The sequence below is a fragment of the Flavobacterium sp. C3NV genome, from assembly GCF_046825355.2.
Taxonomy (GTDB): Bacteria; Bacteroidota; Bacteroidia; order Flavobacteriales; family Flavobacteriaceae; genus Flavobacterium.
Genome location: NZ_JBKQBJ020000014.1, coordinates 58,997 through 79,399 on the forward strand (window position 1 = coordinate 58,997; position 20,403 = coordinate 79,399).

The 20,403-nt window shown below is 35.2% G+C and carries 16 protein-coding genes; 9 read left to right on the forward strand and 7 right to left on the reverse strand.

Going from position 1 to position 20,403, the window contains the following annotated elements:
- Positions 1–2 precede the first annotated feature (2 nt).
- The 5 genes from ACIDC4_RS18545 (at position 3) to ACIDC4_RS18565 (ending at position 7,647) form a co-directional block, all read left to right on the forward strand.
- Complete coding sequence (locus ACIDC4_RS18545) at positions 3–1,610, forward strand: RagB/SusD family nutrient uptake outer membrane protein (RefSeq protein WP_412044932.1); 1,608 nt, start codon at positions 3–5, stop codon at positions 1,608–1,610.
- 31 nt (positions 1,611–1,641) lie between these two features.
- Positions 1,642–2,709: a SusE domain-containing protein gene (locus tag ACIDC4_RS18550; RefSeq protein ID WP_412044931.1), complete on the forward strand. Its 1,068-nt coding sequence runs from the start codon at positions 1,642–1,644 to the stop codon at positions 2,707–2,709.
- Positions 2,710–2,791: 82 nt separating this feature from the next.
- The gene (locus ACIDC4_RS18555) at positions 2,792–3,889 is read left to right on the forward strand and encodes a glycoside hydrolase family 53 protein (protein WP_412044930.1); all 1,098 of its coding nucleotides are present in this window, start codon (positions 2,792–2,794) and stop codon (positions 3,887–3,889) included.
- Between the two features lie 3 nt (positions 3,890–3,892).
- On the forward strand, positions 3,893–4,924 hold the full coding sequence (locus tag ACIDC4_RS18560; protein ID WP_412044929.1) for a glycoside hydrolase family 53 protein: 1,032 nt from the start codon (positions 3,893–3,895) through the stop codon (positions 4,922–4,924).
- Positions 4,925–5,208: 284 nt separating this feature from the next.
- Entirely contained in the window at positions 5,209–7,647 is a 2,439-nt protein-coding gene (locus tag ACIDC4_RS18565) for a DUF4982 domain-containing protein (RefSeq protein ID WP_412044928.1), read from the forward strand.
- 444 nt (positions 7,648–8,091) lie between these two features.
- On the opposite strand, the gene ACIDC4_RS18570 is transcribed toward ACIDC4_RS18565, so the two are convergent.
- The 5 genes from ACIDC4_RS18570 to ACIDC4_RS18590 all read right to left on the reverse strand — a co-directional run bounded on the left by ACIDC4_RS18570 (position 8,092) and on the right by ACIDC4_RS18590 (position 13,737).
- Positions 8,092–9,261 (reverse strand): iron-containing alcohol dehydrogenase, encoded by a 1,170-nt coding sequence (locus ACIDC4_RS18570; protein WP_412044927.1) that lies wholly within the window; start codon positions 9,259–9,261, stop codon positions 8,092–8,094.
- Between the two features lie 69 nt (positions 9,262–9,330).
- Positions 9,331–10,209 (reverse strand): helix-turn-helix domain-containing protein, encoded by an 879-nt coding sequence (locus ACIDC4_RS18575; protein ID WP_412044926.1) that lies wholly within the window; start codon positions 10,207–10,209, stop codon positions 9,331–9,333.
- A gap of 200 nt (positions 10,210–10,409) precedes the next feature.
- Positions 10,410–10,976: an STM3941 family protein gene (locus ACIDC4_RS18580; RefSeq protein ID WP_412044925.1), complete on the reverse strand. Its 567-nt coding sequence runs from the start codon at positions 10,974–10,976 to the stop codon at positions 10,410–10,412.
- Positions 10,977–11,037: 61 nt separating this feature from the next.
- A complete protein-coding gene (locus ACIDC4_RS18585) occupies positions 11,038–13,158 on the reverse strand; it encodes a cation:proton antiporter (protein WP_412044924.1) in 2,121 nt (706 codons plus the stop codon).
- A gap of 3 nt (positions 13,159–13,161) precedes the next feature.
- Positions 13,162–13,737: a hypothetical protein gene (locus ACIDC4_RS18590; RefSeq protein ID WP_412044923.1), complete on the reverse strand. Its 576-nt coding sequence runs from the start codon at positions 13,735–13,737 to the stop codon at positions 13,162–13,164.
- Positions 13,738–14,122: 385 nt separating this feature from the next.
- On the opposite strand from ACIDC4_RS18590, the gene ACIDC4_RS18595 reads away from it, so the two are divergent.
- On the forward strand, positions 14,123–14,953 hold the full coding sequence (locus tag ACIDC4_RS18595) for a phospholipase A (RefSeq protein ID WP_230039686.1): 831 nt from the start codon (positions 14,123–14,125) through the stop codon (positions 14,951–14,953).
- A 17-nt stretch (positions 14,954–14,970) separates the two neighbouring features.
- On the opposite strand, the gene ACIDC4_RS18600 is transcribed toward ACIDC4_RS18595, so the two are convergent.
- The gene (locus ACIDC4_RS18600) at positions 14,971–15,747 is read right to left on the reverse strand and encodes a ThuA domain-containing protein (RefSeq protein WP_412044922.1); all 777 of its coding nucleotides are present in this window, start codon (positions 15,745–15,747) and stop codon (positions 14,971–14,973) included.
- Between the two features lie 20 nt (positions 15,748–15,767).
- Positions 15,768–16,514 (reverse strand): hypothetical protein, encoded by a 747-nt coding sequence (locus ACIDC4_RS18605; RefSeq protein ID WP_412044921.1) that lies wholly within the window; start codon positions 16,512–16,514, stop codon positions 15,768–15,770.
- Between the two features lie 399 nt (positions 16,515–16,913).
- Here ACIDC4_RS18605 and ACIDC4_RS18610 point away from each other — a divergent pair, with 399 nt between their 5' ends.
- Genes ACIDC4_RS18610 through ACIDC4_RS18620 form a run of 3 tightly spaced genes read left to right on the forward strand, consistent with a single transcriptional unit; the run spans position 16,914 to position 20,355 of the window.
- Positions 16,914–17,615 (forward strand): outer membrane beta-barrel protein, encoded by a 702-nt coding sequence (locus ACIDC4_RS18610; RefSeq protein ID WP_412044920.1) that lies wholly within the window; start codon positions 16,914–16,916, stop codon positions 17,613–17,615.
- A 14-nt stretch (positions 17,616–17,629) separates the two neighbouring features.
- On the forward strand, positions 17,630–18,361 hold the full coding sequence (locus tag ACIDC4_RS18615) for an outer membrane beta-barrel protein (protein ID WP_412044919.1): 732 nt from the start codon (positions 17,630–17,632) through the stop codon (positions 18,359–18,361).
- 32 nt (positions 18,362–18,393) lie between these two features.
- Complete coding sequence (locus ACIDC4_RS18620; RefSeq protein WP_412044918.1) at positions 18,394–20,355, forward strand: T9SS type A sorting domain-containing protein; 1,962 nt, start codon at positions 18,394–18,396, stop codon at positions 20,353–20,355.
- The last annotated feature ends 48 nt before the right edge of the window (positions 20,356–20,403 follow it).

A 20,403-nucleotide genomic window follows, 5' to 3' on the forward strand; every position in this document is an offset into this window, starting at 1 on the left:
AGATGAAAAAATATATTTTAATAACAATTTTAGCATTGACTACCGTTTTTCATTCTTGTACAGATGACTTAAACGTAGTCTCTGAAGATGATGATGTTCTTTCTTCTGATGTTTTATTTTCGACTCCGGACGGATACAAAAAAGCTTTCGCAGGAGTTTACGGAAATTTAACTTTAACGGGAGTTTTGGGTCCTGATAATTCTTCGCTTGAAGGTGTAGATGCAGGAACAAGCCAGTTTACAAGATGTTTGTTGTACATGCAGGAATTAACGACAGACGAACTGGTTTGGAGTTATGAAAATGACGGAGGAACAGCAGAATTACAACGTAATATCTGGACACCGGCAAATCCTGTTATTTTAGGAATGTTCAGCAGAACCATGGTTTCTGTTTCGTATGCCAACGAATTTTTACGTCAGAGTACGCCTGAAAAATTAAGTTCAAGAGGTATTACAAATGCTACAACATTAGCAGATATTGCACTTTGGCGTAAAGAAGTTCATGTTTTAAGAGCGTATGCGTATTATAACATGATGGATTTATTTGGAAAAGCACCAATGTATACCGAAAATGATCCTGTAAATTTTGCCGGACCTGAATTTAACAGAAAACAATTATTTGATTTTATCGAAAGTGAATTAAAAGCGGTTTTACCAGATTTAAAAGCAGCCAGAACCAATGAATACGGAAGATTAGACCAATCTATGGCTCGTATGATTTTGGCAAAAATGTATCTGAATGCTCAGGTTTATGTTCAGGCCAATCGTTTTGATGATTGTATTACAATGTGTAACGAAATTATTGCAGGCGGTTATACTTTAAAACCAAAATACCTGGACAATTTTAAAGCAGATAACGAAAACTCAGAAGAAATCATTTTCGGAATCCAGTCGGATGGCGCAGTTTCTCAAAACTGGGGAGCAACTACTGTTTTAACAAACGGACAAATTGGTGCTTGGGAAAACAATGGCGCTGATTTTGGAATTGGCGGCTGGACAGGAGCACTTAGAATCAGAAAAGAATTTGCGCAAAAATTTGATGGTGTAAAATTCAGCCAAGACACAAGAAATACTATAGGGAAAGGTGTTGCGGGTGATCCTGCAAAACAAAGATCTATTGATATTGAAGATATTGGTGTAAAAACTCAAGGTTATATTTTATCTAAATTTTCTAATAAAACTAGCGCAGGAGTAAACGGAATAAGCTCCACTTATGCTGATACTGATTTCCCATTATTCAGGTTAGCCGATGTGTATTTAATGTACGCAGAAGCGACTTTAAGAGGCGGAAACGGGACAACTGGTCAGGCATTAACTTATGTAAATGCTTTAAGACAAAGAGCGAATAGTAATTCGACTATTGGAAATATCACTTTAAGTGAATTAACACTTGATTTTTTAATTGACGAAAGAGCGCGTGAATTACACTGGGAAGCACACCGAAGACAAGATTTAATTCGTTTTGGAAAATATACCGGAGGATCTTACAATTGGGCGTGGAAAGGAAATTCTTCAAAAGGAATCTCGATTCCGGCTTACATGAGCGTTTTCCCTATTCCGGAAGGATCATTGGGCGCCAATAGAAACTTGACTCAAAACACGGGTTACTAAAACTTTTTTTAAAACATAAACGATACGAAAAATGAAACACATATATAAAATTTTTATGGCTATTGCTTTAGTTACAGGACTTTGGTCTTGTGAAAACGAAACCGATTTGATGATCCTTGAGCCTCAGGAAGCTGCTTTCTCTATGATTACACCTGATAATGGTTCTTCGACTGTTTTAAATAAAGAAACACCTAACAATACTGCTTTGACTTTTACCTGGGAAAAAGTGAGTTACGGAACACCTACAATTGTTACTTATACCGTACAGTTTGCAGCCAGTAATACAGAGTTTGCAGCTCCGGTAGATATTACGTCTTCGACTTCTAGTCATGCCAGTATTACAGTAGCCGAGCTTAATGCAAAAGCACTTGAATTGGGTCTTACACCTGACGTTGAAGGAACAATTGATGTTAGAATTAAATCTACTGTTGGAACAACACTTTCAGAGCCAAAACTTTCTACACCGATTACCATTGCATTAACGCCTTACAGAGGTGTATTCCCTAAAATTGATTTGTTTTTAGTAGGGCCTGGTACTGCTGCTGGATGGAGTGTTACGAGCAACAATATGCCAATTTACAGAGATCCAAAAGAAACTGCAAAGTTCTATTATACAGGATTTTTTAATAAAGATGGTTTTAAATTAATTGAACAAATTGGTTTCTGGGCTCCGGCTTACGGAACAAATGGTGCCAAAGTACAATACAGAGCAACAGAAAGCGATACTGATCCGGGAGTTTTCCCTACAGCATCTTCAGGTTATTATAGTTTTGAACTTAATCTTGAAGAACTAACCTATAAAATTGAGCCCTATACAGGACCAATGACAACGTATGCCACAATTACTTTGACAGGATCTGTATTAACAGGCGATGACACCGGATGGAATATGGATGTTCCTTTGGTAAAATCTGATTTTGATGGTCATATCTGGAAAGTTACACAAACTTTAAAAGCCGGAAAAATGAAGTTTAAAGCCAATGGGGAATGGGATGTAAGCTGGGGTGATAATGGCGGAGATATTATTGTTGAGGCTGGAAAATATGAAATCTGGTTCAACGACTTAGATGGTCGTTATACATTCATTGCAACTCCATAAATTGAATTAAAAAATAAGAGAAGCCTCAGCTTATTTTGAGGCTTCTTCTACATTCAAAATTTCAATCATTATAACTCCTATCATGAAAAAATATATAAAAATTCTTGGGTTACTTGCGATCACTGCAATTCAGTTTTCGTGCTCGAGTAATGATTCGGCCGATACAGAAGCGGTGAATCCGCCGGATGCAACGGATACTTTTATCAGAGCATCAGATGTTTCTTTTCTTCCTCAAATGGAATCTTTGGGAACTAAATTTTACAGCAATGGCAAAGCCGAAGGGATGCTGACAACACTAAAAAATGCAGGTTGTAATACCGTCCGAATTCGTTTATGGAAAAATCCTGTAAACGGTCGTTCCGGTTTAAGCGAAGTAAAACAATTGGCACAAAAAGCAAGACAAGCCGGTTTAAGAGTTTGGCTTACCGTTCACTATTCTGATAATTGGGCAGATCCGGGAGAACAAACTGTTCCTGAAGAATGGAAAAATTTATCTTTTGCTGATTTAAAAACAGCCGTTACCAATTATACATCAACTATAATTACAGAAATCAATCCGGATATTATTCAGATTGGGAATGAAATCAATAGCGGATTATTGTGGCCACAAGGAAATCTAATCAATAACGAACAACAATGTATCACTTTATTAACTGCGGCTAGCGCAGCAGTTAGAAGTAAAGCGCCCAACACAAAAATAATGATTCATTATGCAGGTGTAGATGGCGGTGCTACAGATTGGTTTTTTACTAAAATGAAAAGTATCGATTACGATTATATCGGATTATCGTATTATCCGGTTTGGCACGGTAAAGACTTAACAGTGGTAAAAAATACTATTGATGCTTTGGGACAGAAATTTGGTAAAAAAGTCCTGATTGCAGAAACTGCTTATCCTTTTACTTTATTGCACAATGACCAGACGAATAATATTGTAGGCACAAACGATCAGTTGGTAGCGGGATATCCGGCGACTCCGGCAGGACAAAGAACTTTTGTTATGGATATTAAGAACATCGTAAAAACATCCCAATTCGGACAAGGATTTGCGTATTGGGGAGGAGAATGGGTTGCTTTTAAAGGACCACAATCTACAAGCGGATCTACATTCGAAAATCAGGCTTTATACAGTTTTGATAATAATGCCTTATCAGTAATGCAGGCTTTCAGTAAAGAATAAAATATGAAAAAATCACTTAAAATTGGATCTTTTTTAATGCTAATGGTACTTGCATTTACTTCTTGTAAACCAAAAATGATTAGCGAAAAAAACTCCTTTTCAAATGGAGCAGATGTAGGCTGGCTGCCACAAATGGAAGCAACAGGCTATAAATTTTATGATGCAGACGGTTCTCAAAAAGACTGTTTGCAATTATTAAAAGACCGAGGAATAAACACCATTCGTTTACGTGTTTGGGTAAATCCGAATAACGATAAAGCCAGCGGACATTGCAGTCCGGAAGAAACAGTTGTTATGGCGGTTCGTGCGCAAAAAATGGGAATGCGTATCATGATCGATTTTCATTACAGTGATTCATGGGCAGATCCCGGCAAACAAAATAAACCTGCTGCATGGGCAAAACATTCTTTTCCGGAATTGTTAACCGATGTTTATCAGCATACTTATGACGTTTTGAAAATGCTGAAAAAAGCAGGAGTAACTCCGGAATGGGTTCAGGTTGGAAATGAAATCCCAGGCGGTATGCTTTGGCCGGAAGGCAGTACAGACAATTTCAATCAGTTAGCACAATTACTGGATAAAGGATACGAAGCAACAAAAGCCATCGATCCAAAAATAAAAGTAATTGTTCATTTGGATGAAGGAAATAAAAGCGAAAAATTCAGATGGTTTTTTGATAAAGCGACTGAAAATAAGGTAAAATATGATGTAATTGGTTTATCATATTATCCGTATTGGATCAAAACTGATTATCAAAGTACTATATTAGATTTAGAAAATAATCTAAAAGATATGGCAACACGCTACAATAAAGAAGTGATGGTGGTTGAAGTTGGCGGTGATTTCGAACAAGTACAAAACACCAAAGAAATGCTTGAAGCTACTATAAAAGCGGTAAAAAGCGTGCCTGATAATAAAGGATTAGGCGTTATTTATTGGGAACCACAAGGCGAAAAAAGCTGGAGCGGTTATCAATTGAATGCCTGGCTTTCTGACGGGAAACCGTCGCCGGCTTTGGATGCTTTCAAAAATTAAATAAAAAATTAAATTTACTATTAAGAAACTAAGTTAACCAATTGGGTGTAATTATTTTTAACACATAGAAACATAGCATTACTGAACTCAAAAAAAGGCGTTTCACTTGCATTAACACACATAGCTATGTGTGAGAAACAAGTTTCTTTTTGATTTACTTTTTTAAAATCATAAAATCTATGTTTCTATGTGTTTAATTAAATTTTCATACATTTCATTCAACGGATTAAGTGATTTAAGCTAAGTGCTTTTAATATCTTAATGGTGAAAAAATAAAAAATAAAATGAAATTAATTTTTAGATCAATACTGCTCGTATTTCTTCTGGTTTTTTCTTCCGGAAAAATGATGTCACAATCAACTACCGTTGTTTTAAAAGACAACTGGCGTTTTTCTAAAGGAGTAAAAGAAGATGCATCTTCGATAAAATTTAATACTTCGAAATGGGAAAAAGTGAGTGTACCGCATGATTGGGCCATTTACGGACCATTTGATAAAGAATGGGACAAACAAGTTTCGGCAATTGAACAAAACGGAGAAAAAGTGCCTACCGAAAAAACAGGTCGTACAGGTGCGCTTCCGCATATTGGTACAGGCTGGTATCGCAATACATTTTCTATTCCGGAGTTTAAAAAAGGAAAAAAAGCACTTCTTATTTTTGAAGGAGCCATGAGCGAACCTCAGGTTTATTTAAACGGAAAAAAGGTAGGAGAATGGGGTTACGGATACAGCTATTTTTATATTGATATTTCGAAAGATTTAATAGCCGGATCAGAAAATGTTCTGGCAGTGAAATTGACTAATGAACCATTTTCTTCAAGATGGTATCCCGGAGCAGGTTTATACAGAAACGTGAGTATTGTAGTAAAAGAACAGGAAAACTTTGTACAATGGGGAACTTTTATTACCACTCCGGACATCAAAGAAAACAGCGCTGTTGTTGATCTTAAAGCTGAGGTTAATGGCAGTAATTTGTCGATGGTAACGGAAATAAAAGATGCTTCTAATACTATTGTAGCAACGCAAAAAGTTACTGAAATCAAAGACGGAAAATTTCATCAGACTATTGATGTTGCAAAACCTCATTTATGGAGTCCTGAAACGCCTTATTTGTATACAGCGATTACTAAATTATACGCAGCCGACGGAACTTTAAAAGACGAACAAAGTATAAAATTCGGAATTAGATCGATTAAGTACGAAGCCAATAAAGGATTTAGTCTTAACGGAAAAGTAACAAAATTTAAAGGAGTTTGTCTGCATCATGATCTTGGGCCTCTTGGTGCTGCGGTCAATAAAGCGGCGCTTCGAAGACAGCTTATAATTCTAAAAGATATGGGATGTAATGCGATTAGAAGTTCTCATAATATGCCTTCTTTTGAACAGCTTGAATTAGCCGATGAAATGGGATTTATGTTTCTGGCTGAAAGTTTTGATGAATGGGCAAAGCCAAAAGTGAAAAACGGATATCATCGCTTTTTTGAAGAATATGCAGAAAAAGATATTGTAAATTTAGTGAGAGCTACCAGAAATCATCCTTGTATTGTAATGTGGAGTTCAGGAAATGAAGTTCCGGATCAATATGGAGCTGAAGGTTTGACAAGAGCTAAATTTTTACAGGATGTTTTTCATAGAGAAGATCCTACGCGCCCCGTAACGGTAGGAATGGATCAGGTAAAACAAACTATGGAATCTGGTTTTGGGGCTTTATTAGATGTACCGGGACTGAATTATAGAGTGCATCTTTATGAAGAAGCTTACAAATCATTTCCACAAGGATTTATTTTGGGTTCAGAAACTGCTTCGACAGTGAGTTCAAGAGGAATTTATAAATTTCCTGTTGTACAGCAAAAAGAGAAACAATACGATGATCTTCAGTCTTCGTCTTATGATCTTGAAGCTTGCAGTTGGTCGAATGTTCCTGATGAAGATTTTGTGCTTCAGGATGATAAACCATGGGTTATTGGCGAATTTGTCTGGACAGGTTTTGATTATTTAGGAGAACCAACGCCTTATGATGAAAAATGGCCATCAAGAAGTTCTTATTTCGGAATCTCTGATTTGGCAGGACTTCCTAAAGACCGTTTTTATTTGTACAGAAGCAGATGGAATAAAGAGGATAAAACGCTTCATATATTACCACATTGGAACTGGAAAGGAAGAGAAGGAGAAATTACTCCCGTTTTCGTTTACACCAATTATGACAGCGCAGAACTTTTTGTAAACGGAAAAAGTATGGGCGTTCAGAAAAAAAACAATTCAACTCCGCAAAATCGCTATCGCTTGATGTGGAATGATGTGAAATATGAGCCTGGAACGGTAAAAGTGGTGGCATTTGATTCGAATGGAAAAATAGCTGCCGAAAGCGAAGTGAAAACTGCAGGAGATCCGTATAAAATTGTTCTCGAAGCAGATCGAAAAGTGATCAAAGCCGATGGCGAGGATATTTCTTTTGTAACGGTTTCGGTTGTAGATAAAAACGGAATTCCATGTCCTACAGCAGTTGATGAACTAAACTTTAAAGTAACCGGAGCAGCAACGTACAGAGCGGCTTGTAATGGCGATGCTACATCATTAGAAATATTTCATGACAATAAAATGAAGCTTTTCAGCGGTAAATTGGTGGTTTTGGTTAAAGCAATAAAAACTGCAGGCGCAATACAATTAGAAGTAACGGGAAAAGGACTTCAGAAAGGTAAAATCAATTTAAAGTCAGAACTTTAGTAATTATAATAAACCGTTGGGTGTAATACTTTTTAACACATAGTAATATAGTGCAAAAGCGCAATGCCATTAAATTAAGATATTTTAGATTGTGTTCCATCGGAACACCTCGTTGGTAGAAAAAAATGCATCGTGATAAACATCGTCCCATTGGGACGTTTGAGAAATTGTATATGTAATCTGTATTATTATTATTATTATTATTATTATTTATAAAATCAAACATTCCTACGGAACGTGAAAAAACGCCGTATTTATTGGGCTATCAATGAAATGTTCCGATGGAACAAAAACAAAGTGATTAGATATTGTCCTTAACAAATTGTTCCATTTAATTTCCTTGACTTAATGACATTGCTCAACGGGTTTAGAATAGTAATAAAAAAAAAGAAACCAGACATTTTTTGAATGTCTGGTTTGTTTTTTTTATTCTGTTTTTCAGAACTAGTTTGTAACTAATGCATCATTAGCATAAACAATACCTTCGTAGCAAGCATTATAGATGTCTTTTAAATCTTCCAGGTTTGTTACTCTAGGATTAAAACCGGTACATGGATCGATTAACGCATTATTGGCAATGTAATCCAGATTTTTGTCCCAGTCTTCTTTTGAGATTCCAAATTCTTTTAGAGAAGAAATATTGTTGACTCTTTTTCTTAATCCTTCAATAGACTGTGCCAGTTCTTCAGCAGTTTCAAGTCCGATTACTTTTGCCAGTGACGGAAATTTAGTAGTAGCCGAATCATTATATCGAATAACGTTAGGTAAGAAGATCGCATTTGCGCATCCGTGCGGAATACCATAAAAAGCACCAACCTGATGAGATAATGAGTGAACAATACCTAACCAGGCATTATTAAAAGCCAAACCTCCCATAAATGAAGCGTCGTGCATATTTTGACGTGCAGTAATATTTGAAGGGTTTTTTACCGCCTCTTCCAGATTATCAAAAACAATTTGCAATCCGCCTTTTGCTAATACATCAGCAAAATTATCATCAATATTAGAAACATAAGCTTCAACGCAATGTGTTAAAGCATCTAATCCTGTATTTGATGTAACATGAGCCGGCATCGAAGCACAGATTTCTCCATCGATTATGGCAATATCCGGAGTTAATTCATACGAAACAATTGGATATTTTACTCCTTTTTCGCGATCTGTGATTACGGCTAAACCTGTCGTTTCAGTTCCTGTTCCGCTAGTAGACGGGATGGCTATAAATCTCGCTTTGTTTCTAAGTACCGGTACGCTAAACGGTTTAATAAGTGAATCAAATTCGGTATTTGGATGTTCGTAAAAAATCCACATTGTTTTTGCCGCATCAATTGCAGAACATCCGCCAATACCTACGATCCAGTCCGGCTGAAACTCACGCATGGCTTCTGCACCTTTAAAACTGGTTGCTGATGACGGATCTTCTTCGACACCATCAAAAACAAAAGTTTCGATTCCTGCTTCGTTTAAATATGCTACAGCTTTATCAAGCGTTCCGCTTTTTTTCATCGAACTTCCGCCAGTTACGACAAAAGCTTTTTTACCTTTTATATTTTTTAATTCTTCAAGACTTCCCGGACCATGGAAAACTTCTCCTGCAACAAATAATTTGCTCATCTTTAATAGTATTTAATTATTGATGCAAAGTTAAATGTGAGGGCAGGGCAATATGTTATACAAACAAGACTACGCGGTATAAATTTGCGCCAATTCCTGCTGAAGTTCGGTAGGTGTTTCTTTGAGTTTTGCCCGTACAAATTTATTAAGGGCCGACGGAGAACTAAATCCCAGCTGAAAAGCAATTTCTTTGTGAGAGAGATCAGAAAACAATAATTGACGTTTGATTTCTGTCAGGATCCTGTTATGAATTGCATTGATAGCCGTTTCACCACAATGTTTTTTGGTTATTTCATTGAGTTTTTTAGGAGTAATAGAAAGTTGCGACGCGTAGTATTGCACCGTGCGTTCACTTCGATATTGTTGATTTAATAGTTTTTTAAAGCCAATATAAATATGCTGATTTGTTTTTTGATGTAATACAGGATGCTGACCATGTACAGATTCTATAAGTCCCAATAAAAACACTTTGATGTAAAAACGGGCTTGTTCTTTTTTGACAAGGCTTGGTTTATTGTAAATATTCTGAATGTTTTTTACAAGGGTAATGGCTTCTTCGAATTCCTGATTAGGAAGTGCTGTACAATTAAGATTGGCAGAAAGATTTACGTTATAAGGACTTAACTCGTTTTTTAATATATCGGAACAAAATAGTACTTCTTCAAATAAAATTATTTTACCGGTTAAATCATCGCTGAAATTAGATATAAAACAAATTTGTTCCGGAAACACAATAGAAATTTTTCCTGCTTTAAGGAGATGAATTTTGTCTTCGATTTGTATTTCAACTTTTCCTGTTGCTACAACGACAATAAAAAAGTGATCATTTTTGTGCGGTTGCTGATAGCTTTTTAAATGTTCTTTTTCTAAATCAAAAACACGGAAAGATAAATTTTTATCTTCTGCTTTTTGAATGATTTTCTTAAGCTCGGACCTTTTTATGTTCATTAGATATATTTCTAATACCAAACAGTTCTTTTAAGTTGTTTGATATTGACTGATTTTGTTATTGAGATATTTTATTTAGGGAAACTAAAACGAATAATAATTTTGCAAATTTAAACAATAGTGCAAGATTATTATTCGTTAGTTCGCTATTTTAAATAGTAGTATAAAAAAGCGCTGTGTTTATTATGTATTTAGAATGTCTATCTGCTTATAAGAGTACTTTCTTTTTTACTTTCTTGCCATGACTTATCAAACAGACTAAAAAGTTCGTTGTGATCAACATCAATTTCAGAAGCGGAATACATTAATGTTAGTTGATTGGTTTCTTTATTAAGAGCCATGTTCCAAAGCATTTTAGAAAGTCTTCCTTCGTATTTTTGAGGATTATTAATGGTAACCACAACCAAAGTGTCTCCTCCGGTTTTTTGGGATTCAATATCGGCTACATCTTCCCAGTTTACAATACCAAATGATTTTGACATAGGAGTAGTTTTTCCATAAAAATTGTGTTGGTTTAATTCAATTAGTGGGCTCTTATCCTTTAAACTCAGTACACTTTTTAATAAAAGAATAAACATAATTAAGAATGCTCCGCCTGAAAATACCAATGGTTTTATTTTGAGTTCACCACCAAATATTCCGGCACTATAAAGAATAACAAGAAGCAGAATAACACAGACTCCTAAAGAAGTGAATAATAGTTTTTTTGTTTTTTTTGAATTTCGGTAAAGTTGAATTCCATTTCCTGTTGCGTTAATTTCGTGCATTTTAAATTTAATTGATTGTTTGTATTAGAATTATTTATTTTTAATAGTCAGCCGTTTTATTTTATTTAAAAATTCGTCCTATAATTTTTCCAATGTCAGCAAAATCATCCAGATTGCTTACGGCTCTTTTTTCGGTAACGGTTTTGTCTATTTTCGAAAAAGGATAAATTAGAATATAATTATTGTTGTTGAGGTTTTTATTTAAAATTTCAGGTACATTTTGCATTTGCGAAATATAAGAATGCATGCCTCTGTCTGCCATTAGTACGATCAAACCTTCGTCCTGCTCTAAATTACAGGCTGCTTCCTGAGCTTCTTGCCATGTTGTAACTGTATTAAAAATGGCTTCGATATTTGCTTTTTTAATAATACTCTTTAAAATTTCGGTTGTTTTATCATTGGCATAAAAACTCATTTTCGCTCCTGAGTTTTTACCTATATTCCAGACTCTTAATAAAGAATGAAAAAAACCGGGTTCGCGCTCTGCATTTGCGGGAATCAATACAGCATATTTTTTTATGGTGGCAACGGGTTGAACGGCATGATATATAATGACATTTATTTCTTTGTTGCGCAGGTAACCATTGTAAAGGTTATAGGTGAATGAAGACGAAAAACCTTTTGCTTCCTCCAAACCAATAATCAGATCTGTAATATTTTGTTCCTTGACTACGTTGCTTATCCCTAATACGACATCATTATCATATCGGGTAATGGGATTTAGTTTTACATCTGCTCCGGCAGCCATATTTACAGCTTCGCCAAGTAGTTTTTCTGCATTTTTAGACGAGGATTCACTTTTATCTTCATTGATAATATTTACAGCAAACAGACTGTCTTTATTGGTTTGTGTTTTGATGAGCAAACCAAGATTGACTATTTTTTCAACGGTATTTTCATGGTTTAATGCCAAAAGGATTTTTTCATTTTCATGACTTGTTCCTGCAACCGTTTCTTCCTTATCTGAATCTGCGATTCGCTGAGCACTTGCCATTGAAACAAATGATGAAATTGTACAGGAAACCAGGATAAGTAAAATACTTCCGTTCAGGACATGTTCATTCAAAAGACGCACAGGTTCTCCTGCTTCATTTTCGAACAAAATAATATTATATCCTACCATTACCGAAGCTAACGTTGCGGCTGCAGAGGCGGCGCTCATCCCAAAAATTAGCGTACCCTCATCGTTGGTAAGCTTAAATGTTTTTTTGGTCAAAATAGCGGCCACATATTTCCCTCCAATAGAAGCTATTAGCATAATCGAAGCTACACCCAATGTTTCCCAACTCTGTATAAAAGCGTTAAAATCGATAAGCATACCAACACTTATAAGAAAGAAGGGAATAAAAATCGCGTTTCCAACAAATTCTACGCGGTTCATAAGCGATGAGGTATGTGGTATAAGTCGGTTAAGGGCAAGACCGGCAAAGAATGCTCCAATGATGGCTTCAATTCCTGCTAATTCTGCCAGTAAAGCCGCAAGGTATATCATGACAATTACAAATATATACTGCGAAATTTTATCCTCTACATTCTTAAAAAACCAGCGCGCTATAATAGGAAACACGAGTAAAACGATCGAAGCAAATACCACCATAGAAACGGATAGTTTTACCCAAAAAGAAGTTCCTACTTCTCCTTGCGACATACCTACGACAACGGCTAAAACAACCAGTGAAAGTACATCGGTAATCATTGTTCCGCCAACAGTTATGTTTACAGCCAGTTTTTTGGCGATGCCGAGTTTACTTATCATAGGATATACGATAAGAGTGTGCGACGAAAAAAGACTGGCAAACAGTACGGTGGTTAAAACAGAAAAATGCAAGACATAATAACCGCCAATAAGCCCAAGTACAAAAGGAACTATAAAAGTATAGAGTGAAAAAGTGATGCTCTTCCACTTGTTCTTTTTAAAATCGCCCATGTCAATTTCAAGTCCGGCCAAAAACATGATATAAAGAAGTCCGGTTGTACCCGTTACTACGACACTGCTGTCTCTGGCAAGCACATTAAATCCGTTTGGGCCTATGACAGCTCCTGCTATAATAAGACCCAAAAGATGCGGTACTTTTATTTTATTCAGCAAAAGCGGAATACACAATATTATGATAAGCTCGATTAAGAATTTTAACAGAGGATCTTCTATGGGGAGGCTTACGTGTTGTATACTTAGTAACATATATTATTTTTTTTGAGGAAGAGTAAGTTCTACAGAAAATCTTGCCGTACAGTTATCCTGTCCCGTTATGGTCTGTGTACCTTTTATGACATTATTTTTGATATCATCAAGAACCACATTAATTTTTACACCATTTTTAGAGATAGTGTCCGTTTTAAATTCAAGCAATATTTTTTTATCAATATACTTTGCCTGAAACACCCGAATAAGTTTTTTGTTGTTTAAAACATTCGTATAAATTCCTGTAGAATCTGATAAAAATTGCCAGGTTTCGTTGCGCTGATCTCCTATTACATATTTACTGCAGTTCGATTCGCGACACAACATTTTACTGTTCCAGATTCCCTGAATGTTTTCCGGCCATTCTTTTATAGACGAGGTAATATCTTTTACGGTATCTTTTAAGGCATAAATACTGTCGCGAAACAGGAGCAGGGATTGATAGTCTGATTCCTTTTCGGCTATTTTTTCTTCTCTTACATTTAAGGCTTGTTCCCTTTTTTGCAGTTCAAGTTCTTTTTTGTTTTCACATGAAATAAAAAGGCATGTAAGGATCAATAATAGAGGGATTTTTTTCATAAAACAGGTCTTATGGATTACGTTTTTTGGAAATAAAAATTCACACTTTCGACAGTGCAAAAGAAATTTTGGTACTACAAGGTACTAAAAATAATTAGGAAAGAGCCCGTTTTTGGCTCATTAAGATTGAGCCGGTTTTACTTTTGACTGAATAAAGTCGGTGTACTAAACATTACAAAATAGACAAAAAACACTTGCAGGTGATTATGTAATAAGGAACTATCTTTATTTTTTTATGGATTATGAGTAGCTTCTGTAAGAATCTATAATTGCCGAAAAAAAAACGGCATAAAGTTATTGAGTTAACCTTATTTTTATTGAGTTAATGCGATTCCTTAAATTCAAGTACATTTATTTTAAAAATAATTACAATTACTATTTATAAATGCATTTCAAATACCTACTGATTTTTTTTGTTTTATTTTCAATTAAATCAAATTCGCAGATTTCTCAAATTGTAGAAGAGAAGAAAAATTTCCGGGCAGCAGATTCACTTTTAAAAGAGCCCAGTTTTTCTGTTCACAAAGACAATTATTTTTTAACAGGAGTACCTGTAAATACCGATATCACCCGAAATACTGCTGATGTAAAATATCAGGTAAGTTTTAAATTACGATTGAATTCAAAGCCTTTATGGGGAGGATTTTTTCCGTATTTAATGTATACTCAAAAAGCGTTTTGGGATATTTATGCAAGTTCAAAACCATTCTCAGAAATAAATTTTAATCCAGGTGTAGCGATTGTTCGTCCGTTTTATTTAAAAGGTAATAGGTTGACTTACGGAAGCGTCTCATTCGAACATGAATCAAATGGAAGGGATTCTATTTATTCACGAACCTGGAACATGCTTGCTTTTTCGTTAAAATCCCAGATTTCTCCACGATGGATTGTTGGTTTAAGAGGATGGATTCCATTGGTTGATAAAGAAGATAATCCCGGACTTACCAAATATGTAGGTTATGGCGAAGCGAGTGCCACGTATCAGATACAACCCGGAAGATGGAGCGCTGATATTCTTTTCAGGAAAGGAAGCGGACTTATCAATTACGGATCTTTACAGACACAAGTAAACTGGAGGCCTTACAAAAGCGAGAATTATTATCTCACGCTCCAATGGTTTGTGGGTTATACAGAAAGTTTGATCGATTATCAGGAACACAAAAGTATGGTGCGTATAGGATTTACAATCAAGCCTGAAAATATGGGAATATTTTAAATGATTTTAAATTCACATCAATTTTTATTTGCAGCCCAAAATATTGAATTTCTTAAGAGGGTAGTATAAGCTTCATTTTGAAACAATTCAGGTGAATGTCCCATAAAAATGTAAACATTTCGGGATTTAAAATGATCGTTGGTCCAAATTACCGGATGGTCGCCCATTTTTATTTTTGATTCAGGCTCATAAGTAGATTCGTCTACCGAGCCTATAACATGTACATTTGGCCGCGGGCTCTTGTTATAGGTATACCATTCTTCGGTATTTACAAAAAAGTTCGAAGGAACTCCTTTTGTTATAGGATGTGAGGTGTCTTCGATATTTACTTTGGCTCTGGCAAAAGTCGGAATATAATCTAAAAACTTTATACCGCCCATAAAATCAGAAAACCATTGCCACATTTGGTATCCGTCGAATTCGCCCAATAAAGTAGCGTGATGTAATCCTACCCATCCGCCTTTGCCATTGTTCATGTATTTCTCAAAAGCTTTCATAGATTCCCCGCTCCAGGTATAAGGAGGATAATCTAATTGTATAAAAACCTGATATTTTTTTAGAAGAGTTTCGTTTATTGTTTTAGTACTTTCGATATAATCAATTGTAAAACTGCTATCGACAGCCAGTTTGTTTAGCCAGGGTTTTGCCGCCTTGGTAAAAGCCAGATGATGTCCGCCATTTTCGTATAAAACCAAAGCTTTGAATCTCGTTTTTTTTGACTTTTGGGCAGTACAATTGGCCTGAAAAAAGAAGCAGCATAATATTAAACAAATTACTAGTATCGAATTTTTCATTGAATTTTAAAATTGTTATTTTACTGATTGATAGTGGCTATTGCATTTTCTCTACGACCCGTTTTTAAATCAATAACTTCAAATTTTTTGGTAGAAGAAAAAGAACCTATATCGGTATCACTATTGATTAAAATACCACCAACAAGAATAACGTATTTGCAATTGTATGTCGTAGCAGCAACTAATTCCTCAATGCGTTTATCAATCGAATCGTAGATTATTTCTGTGGCTTCATAAAGTGGTATTTCAGCTTTTAGGATTTTTTCTTTCTGTTTGAAAAGGATTTGCTCAATAGTATTCATCTGATAATCTATTTCTGTAATGTGGCCGGGCTTTATAGCATTATTGATTAGTTTATGCAAAGCACCATTGGCTGCTCCACAACAGCCAGAAGGTTTATTTTGTCCAAAGCGATTAATCTCACCAATAATTCCTTCTTTCGAAATACCAATATGTGGTCCGTAATAGATAAAAACGGCTCCATCATCAGGAACATGACTCGCAAATGCCTGCATGCCGGTTAATCCCGTAAAAGGAAATCCGTCTAAACCTCCCATTTTAAAAGGCCCCAGAAATTCGTTTGTTCTTACAGGGTATTGGATACTGTTGACATCATCACTGCAAATACTGTCTGCAAACATGATTTGCGCGGGTTCCAGATCTAGTTTTTCCTCTACATAATCAATGATTTTGTTCATAAAATCAATAGTAGTTAAAGCATCAGGATAGTATTTTCTAATAATTTCTAGTTTTTCTCTTTTTTTCATTATCAAAAGGTGTTGAAAGTTTATCTAGTCTTCGCAGTTTGTAAAGCCATAAAAGTTATTTTCTTTTTAGAACGCCTTAGCTTTTAGGAGAAAAGTAAAGTTAGATAATTTCTTAAAATGATCTTTGTTTTTTTGAATTTGAGCCTTATTTATTTTTGATGAGCAGAATTCAAAATGTTTATCTACAAGGCATATTTTTTCTTCTTTTGTCTGTTTTTGATAAACAGTTGTGAAAAAAGAATAAGTTTTATAATAAGTAAACCCTAATTATAATAATTGTACGGCTTTTTGCGCTTAATTTTAATAAATAAGTAATTCATCGAGTAATTTTGTTTTTAGTCGATATTTTAGTTAAAATTTATTAAAAATTAATACATATATTCGCAAAAATTTTTGCGGATGAAAGTAATATTACACGTACTAATATTGGGTTGTTTTTTTAACGTTACACTTTACGGACAAAATGAGACCAATATCACTTATGGACTCAAGCTTGGCGGACTATTTTCTCAAATTAGCAATCTGCCCGAAAGCATTAAAGGCCGTGATAATACTTACGACAATAGTGTGATGGAAAGTAAAGGCGGATACGGATTAGAAGGCGGTTTTTTTTTAAACTGCAAGCTTTATGATACCCGTGTTGCAATTCAGCCTGAAATTTTATTCAGACAATCAGGAGAAACGGTCAATTATCACGATGCTACCGGAAAAGAGTTTGAGCTAGGACTTCACTATTCTTATTTGCAAATTGGTGCTTTGTACAAGGTATATCCTTACGAAGGGCTAAACTTAGGTTTTGGCGCTTTTTACGGCATCAGTTTATCATCTAATAATGTTACTTACAAATCCAACGAAGCGGGAGGAATGTACGATGTTGCAACCAGACAATTTTATAAAGATGGTCTTGACGGTACAGATGATTTCTCCTTGTGTTTTGCCTTGGGTTATGAATTGCATCAAAGTATTCACTTCGATTTACGCTACTATTTAGGCGTAAAAGATGTTGTAAAAAGCAATTCTTCCTCCTTTCAGTTTATCGAAAATCAAAATAAAAGCAGTGTCATTTGCTTCTCTTTAGGTTATAGTTTTCATCAATGGTAATTTCAATAAAAAACATGAAAAAAATTATTTTGCTTCTTTTATTAGTAAGCACAAAATCACTGTTTGCACAAGGTGACAGAGAGATAACTTATGGTCTTTTTGCAGGAGGAATTTATTCTAAAATGTCTAATCTTCCTGATGTAATTGTACCAAAAGGAATTTATGAAGGATATACATTAAAAGAAGAAGGCAAATTTGGCGGTACTGCCGGTATTATGATCAACTGGAAATATCCGTATGCCAAAGTGAGTATCCAGACTGAATTGTCGTATTCAGGTCAGAGTACCGATTTAAAATATGAAGATATCAAAGGACTTAAATATACCATGACTTTTGGATACAGTTATCTAAATGTGGGTGCGCAGTTTAAATATTATCCTGTCGAAGGTTTTTATATTGGCGCAGGTCCGTATGTAGGATTTAATATTGCCAGTGATAATATAAAATACAGTTCGAATGCCCAGGAAATATTTGCTGATTCAGGTACTTATTTTGAGCCGGATGCGAATGTGCAAAAAGTTTTGAAAGAGTCCCTAACGGGAAAAAACTATTTCTATGGTATGTTTTCTGCCGGATATGAGTTTAATTCGAGACTTTCTGTGGGAGCGCGTTATACTTTAGGACTTACAGATGCTTTGACTACCGAGGAAAACGGACATCGTTACAGCGAGAATAAAAACAAAATCAATAGTATTTCATTGATTATTGGTTACTCTTTTGATTTTGATGATTTAGCCAATTTCTAAAAAGTCGCTCATTATTTTAAAAACATAAAATTATGTACAGAAAGATTTTTTTAATAGCTGCTTTTGTGACATTAACGAGTAATTTAATTTATTCCCAGCAAAAAGCAGTGCCCGGATTAGTTGAAGATCCACAATTTTGGATTAAATCCCAAAATAATGGTGAGGCTTATTGTTGGGAAAGTCTGACAAAAAAAGAAGCCAAAATATCAGGCCGAAAACATAATGGAGCAGTTTTTAATTTTAATCCAAGTATTGTTTTTGACAGCACGCAAGATTCCCTGATTTTACCTCTGGGAATTGAAAGCAAAAGAAAGCAAACCCTTTTTATGGTTTATAAAGTAAAAGACAGTTTGAAAGAACAATTTTTATGGACCATAAACGATACCAAAAAAACACTTTCTGTAGCCACCAATAAACGTTTGGTCGATCTAAAAAAATATTCCTATCAAACCTATCAGGAGAAAATAAAACCCAATAAAGCCAATATTCATTTCTTTCAGCAAAATGTAACAGATAGTGTTGCAAAGTTATCGTTGCTGATTATTGGCCAAAAGTCAAAATTTGATAAATTACCACCCGAAGAATTCAAAGGAAACATCAGCGAGATTTTGGTGTACAACAGGGTTTTGTCAGGTCTTGAAACTCAAAAAGTGGCAAGTTATCTGGCGGTAAAATATGGTATTTCGTTGTCGCAGTTTGATATCAAAAATTATCTTAATAGTAAAGGGCAAACCATTTGGGACATCAATCAGCATAAAGGATTTGAAAATTCGATTACCGCAGTAGGGCGTGATGATGCCAGCGGATTATTGCAGCCCAAAAGCAGTAATATGGTCGATGAAGGACTCCTGACTATTGGACTTAAAAGTAAATCGAATACCATTCCGGATAATTATTTTGCTTTTTGGAGTGATAACGGGAAAAATCTTCTGGTAAAAAAACAAGAGCAAGGCGAACCTATTGGGATCGCCAAAGAGTGGCAGCTGGATTTTACCAACCCAACCGATTTAAGTCTTGAGTGGACATTGAACCCAAGCTTTATAAAAGGAACTTTACCAAAAGATACGTATTACTGGTTGTTAGTAGACTATTCCGGGAAAGGAACTTATGACGAAAAAGATTCAGAATATGTTAAGTTAGCCAGTACTTCGAGCCAGGAAAAATTGGTGTTGAATGATTTTAACTGGGACAAACAAAAATCTGGCAAAGCCAAATTTACGCTGAAAGTCGCCCCGGAAATGTTCAGCCGTGTCTGGATTACAGAGGCAACTTGTGGTGTTTCAGGATCAGGACAATTAAATTATGCTATAGAAGGAGGCGAAGCCCCATTTACTGTTACGGTAAAAAAAGAAGGCAGTGAAGTTGCGGTAAAACAATGGAATCAGGCTGCAAAAAGTGCAACAGGAGTACAGCTTTCGTCAGGAACTTATGATTATATCGTAAGGGATGCAAAAGGAAATTTGTACTCAGAAACTGTTTTTGTGGCTGATAAACAAGGAACATTCCCGAACCTGAAACCAGATTATCTATTGAAAGACGGAAATGCACTGACTCTTGATGCAAGTGCCGGTTTACCAGAAGGAAATTATGAATACCAATGGTTTTATGAGGGTGATTTTTTAGATAATAATCCAAAAATACTCATCGATCAACCGGGAGCATATGAACTTAGATTGGTAAACAATCAGGAATGTAAAACCGCTACCAAAATTGCTGTTGCTACTGATGGAAAAGAAATAACAAATTCAAGCGTACTTATTTTATACCCGAACCCAACTACAGACGGTCATTTTTCTGTTGCAATGCAATTCCCTAAAAAGACAAATGCCAACATTAGTATTTATACGCCAACAGGTTCACTTTTAAAACAAAAACAATTCAGTCAGATAGAAACCTATTTGTACGAAGATGTTATAAAAAGTGCTTCAGGAATGTATTTAATAAGCGTAAGTTCAGATTTTGGAACTAAAACTTTCAAAGTGATTGTGAAGTAATTCAAACTTCTCTTATCAAAAGATAGTACGAATTACAACTTGAAAAAA

What these genes read in the sequence shown, in the direction of transcription:
- ACIDC4_RS18580 (WP_412044925.1), bottom strand. Translation starts at nt 10,976, where the DNA reads ATGCACGAAATTAACGCAACAGGAAATGGAATTCAACTTTACCGAAAT.
- ACIDC4_RS18610 (WP_412044920.1), top strand. Translation starts at nt 16,914, where the DNA reads ATGAAAGTAATATTACACGTACTAATATTGGGTTGTTTTTTTAACGTT.
- ACIDC4_RS18595 (WP_230039686.1), top strand. Translation starts at nt 14,123, where the DNA reads ATGCATTTCAAATACCTACTGATTTTTTTTGTTTTATTTTCAATTAAA.
- ACIDC4_RS18565 (WP_412044928.1), top strand. Translation starts at nt 5,209, where the DNA reads ATGAAATTAATTTTTAGATCAATACTGCTCGTATTTCTTCTGGTTTTT.
- ACIDC4_RS18615 (WP_412044919.1), top strand. Translation starts at nt 17,630, where the DNA reads ATGAAAAAAATTATTTTGCTTCTTTTATTAGTAAGCACAAAATCACTG.
- ACIDC4_RS18605 (WP_412044921.1), bottom strand. Translation starts at nt 16,514, where the DNA reads ATGAAAAAAAGAGAAAAACTAGAAATTATTAGAAAATACTATCCTGAT.
- ACIDC4_RS18550 (WP_412044931.1), top strand. Translation starts at nt 1,642, where the DNA reads ATGAAACACATATATAAAATTTTTATGGCTATTGCTTTAGTTACAGGA.
- ACIDC4_RS18620 (WP_412044918.1), top strand. Translation starts at nt 18,394, where the DNA reads ATGTACAGAAAGATTTTTTTAATAGCTGCTTTTGTGACATTAACGAGT.
- ACIDC4_RS18590 (WP_412044923.1), bottom strand. Translation starts at nt 13,737, where the DNA reads ATGAAAAAAATCCCTCTATTATTGATCCTTACATGCCTTTTTATTTCA.
- ACIDC4_RS18600 (WP_412044922.1), bottom strand. Translation starts at nt 15,747, where the DNA reads ATGAAAAATTCGATACTAGTAATTTGTTTAATATTATGCTGCTTCTTT.
- ACIDC4_RS18570 (WP_412044927.1), bottom strand. Translation starts at nt 9,261, where the DNA reads ATGAGCAAATTATTTGTTGCAGGAGAAGTTTTCCATGGTCCGGGAAGT.
- ACIDC4_RS18560 (WP_412044929.1), top strand. Translation starts at nt 3,893, where the DNA reads ATGAAAAAATCACTTAAAATTGGATCTTTTTTAATGCTAATGGTACTT.
- ACIDC4_RS18555 (WP_412044930.1), top strand. Translation starts at nt 2,792, where the DNA reads ATGAAAAAATATATAAAAATTCTTGGGTTACTTGCGATCACTGCAATT.
- ACIDC4_RS18575 (WP_412044926.1), bottom strand. Translation starts at nt 10,209, where the DNA reads ATGAACATAAAAAGGTCCGAGCTTAAGAAAATCATTCAAAAAGCAGAA.
- ACIDC4_RS18585 (WP_412044924.1), bottom strand. Translation starts at nt 13,158, where the DNA reads ATGTTACTAAGTATACAACACGTAAGCCTCCCCATAGAAGATCCTCTG.
- ACIDC4_RS18545 (WP_412044932.1), top strand. Translation starts at nt 3, where the DNA reads ATGAAAAAATATATTTTAATAACAATTTTAGCATTGACTACCGTTTTT.